The sequence below is a fragment of the Roseateles sp. P5_E11 genome (assembly GCF_054049355.1).
The window spans coordinates 1-2,758 of sequence record NZ_JBFUMO010000684.1 but is presented as its reverse complement, the minus strand read 5'-3'; the positions used below and the strand labels follow the sequence as shown (position 1 = coordinate 2,758).

Below are 2,758 nucleotides of genomic sequence, written 5' to 3'. Positions count from 1 at the left end.
CGATCACGGAGAGCACCTTCGTCGGCGCCGACTTCACCGACCCGGCCACCTGCTCCTCGCGCGTCGTCTCCAACACGCCGGGCTGCCAGTCCGTGCGCGACTTCAGCACCCTGTTCGGCGGCAAATCGACGCTGGGCCCTGAAGAGGCCAAGATGTACAGCGCGGGCGTCGTTTTCCAGCMAACGAAAGACCTGGTGGCCAGCCTGGACTGGTGGTCGATCGAACGCACCGGCACGATCCAGTCCTTCGGCCTGACGACGCTGGCCGAGAACTACCAGTACTTCAAGGACAACTTCATCCGTGACGGCAGCGGCAAGCTCCTCGCCGTCGACACCCGCTATGTGAACGCCGGCGAGACCAACACCAAGGGTCTGGAACTGGGCCTGCGCGGCAACACCAACGCCTTCGGCGCGGCGTGGACGGGCAGCTTCGACGTGTCCTACCTGCTCGACAAGAAGTCGCGCCTGGTGCCGAGCGCGCCGATGGGCAGCAGCGAGGTCGGCCGCTTCACCCGGGCCGGCGACCTGGGCATCCGCTGGAAGCACACCGCCACGCTGACCCGCACCGAGGGCGACTGGGCGGCCACGTTCCAGCATGTCTACCGCACCGGCTACCAGGACTTCGTGCTGCCCGGCGTGGCTAACGGCACCGTGACGCCGGCGAACTGGAACCCGCGCGTGGCGGCCTACTCCATCCTGAACGCCAGCCTGGCCTACGGCGGCATCAAGAACCTGACCATCACGGCCGGCATCAAGAACCTGCTCAACGAAGACCCGCCGTTCAGCGTCACCTACGACACCAACACCGGCGCCGGCTCCAGCTGGGAACCGCGCGTGGCCGACCCGCGCGGCCGCTCGTTCACGCTGCGCCTTGAGTACCGCATGTTCTGACCCCTCTGACTCCCTGCCGGCCCCGGAAGCCGGTTTCCAGCCCCGCCTGTGTCGGGGCTGTTTTTTTGATGAGTGCCAGTTGTGCCGCGAGGCGGCCCAACCCGCGCAAGCGCGGCACGCCTGGCGGCGCGTGACTGGCCCTCCTCACTCGGCTGCTTCGCAGTCGAGAAGGCCGTTCACACGAGGGTCAGCGTGCCGGCAGCGACGGCCATCTCGGCGGCTACGCCCAACGGCAGCGGCCGATTCGGCTGCCCATGGCCCGAAGGCCAGCCGGCGAGCACCGGGCAGCGCAGCTTGGGGAGGTGATCAGCCAGCACGGCGTCGGGACTCTCAGCGCCGCTGAAGCTGCCAACGACAAGACCGGCAATGCGGTCCAGCACACCGGCCAGGCGCAGTTGGCTCAGCATGCGGTCGACACGATAGGGCTCTTCGCTGATGTCCTCGATGAAGAGCAAGGCGCCGTCGGCATCGGGCAGATAAGGCGTGCCGAGCAACGCACAGAACATCGCCAGATTGCCGCCGATCAGGTGGCCCCTCGCACTGCCGCCGTGGCTGAGCGCATGTGGCGGAGCCTGACCGATGACGTCACCGACGCGCCAACCGCGAGCCAGGCCCTCGAACAGCGCATCGGTGTCGGCTTGCGCGCCGGGCAGGCCCCAGTCGCTGGCCGGCATGGACGCGTGCAGGGACGGGATGCCCGCCTGGCTGCGCAGTGCATGCAGCACGGTCAGGTCGCTGTAGCCGATCAGCAGCTTGCGCGTGTGCGCCAGCAGGCCGAGGTCGATGCCATCCATCAGCCGGATGCAACCGGAGCCGCCGCGCAGCGCGAGCACGGCGTCGAACTGCGGGTCGCCGAAGGCCGCGTGCACGTCGGCCAGGCGCACGGCGTCGGGTGCGGCGAGGAAGTCCAGCGGTGGCGGGCCGAAGCAGCTTGGCAACAGACGGGCTTGATAACCGCGCTCGCACAACCAGCCTTCAACTGAATCGAGCCGACCTGGCTTGGGCGGGCCGGCCGGCGCGATGACGGCGACGCATGCGCCCGGGCGCAGCGGCGGGATCAGGAATTCGTCTTCAGCCATTGGTGAACGGCTGCGCCCAGGGCCGGCAGCTTCCAGGTTGTCGAAGCCTCCGGATGCGGTGCGTAACGCATCCCCAGGCTGGTGGTCACCGCAATCAAGTAGTGCAAGTCGCCGTCGTGCACGATGCCGGCGTCGCTCGTGTAGTTCTGCGTGTTGCCGGTCTTGTGGGCGAAGTGCACCGGGATGCCGGGCACCCAACCCGGCAAGGCTCGCAGCGACTCGCTGCTGAGGTTGTGGTGCAGCTTCTGTGCATCGAGCGCGCGGCGGATGACTTCGCGGCTGGCGGGGCTGATCAGCGTGGGCTGGGCGGGCGCGTCCGCGTCCAGCCGCCACATCAGCCGCAGCGCGTCCCAGGCCGTCATCTGGATCTGCCCGACGCCCGAGCCGGCCGCATTGCCCCAACCGCCATCGGGCTGGGTGTTGGCGATCATCAAGCCCGGCAGGCCAGCGGCAGCGAACAACTCGTGCATCTCGTTGTGCACCTCGCGGCCGCCTTCGCGACGGATGGCACCGCGCTCGTGCAGATGGGTAACCAGCGCCGAGGTCGCCTCGTTGCTGCTGACGGTGATCATGTCAAACAGCCAGTCGGCCATTGCGCGGGTCTTGCCCGTGAAGTTCAGAGGCAGCGCCCAGTCGCTGCGACCCGCATCGACGAGATGACCCATGCCGACGGCCACCATCATCTTCAGCAGCGAGGCCGGATAGGGCGCGACAAAGCGCGGCCCGCTGCCGAACCAGGCCGGGAAGTCGATGCGAGTCCAGTCCGCGCCAGGCAGCCAGGCGTAGGAA

3 protein-coding genes are annotated in these 2,758 nt (G+C 68.3%); 1 reads left to right on the top strand and 2 read right to left on the bottom strand.

Features of this window, described 5'->3' with window-relative positions:
- On the top strand, window positions 1–890 hold an 890-nt coding region (locus ACXJKR_RS29110; RefSeq protein ID WP_457325813.1), incomplete at its 5' end, for a TonB-dependent receptor domain-containing protein.
- Window positions 891–1,066: 176 nt separating this feature from the next.
- Here ACXJKR_RS29110 and ACXJKR_RS29105 read toward each other — a convergent pair.
- Both ACXJKR_RS29105 and ACXJKR_RS29100 read right to left on the bottom strand, forming a co-directional pair.
- Window positions 1,067–1,969: a S66 peptidase family protein gene (locus tag ACXJKR_RS29105; protein ID WP_457325812.1), complete on the bottom strand. Its 903-nt coding sequence runs from the start codon at window positions 1,967–1,969 to the stop codon at window positions 1,067–1,069.
- A partial coding sequence (locus ACXJKR_RS29100; protein ID WP_457325811.1) for a serine hydrolase occupies window positions 1,948–2,758 on the bottom strand: 811 nt, incomplete at its 5' end. The genes ACXJKR_RS29100 and ACXJKR_RS29105, both read right to left, overlap by 22 nt.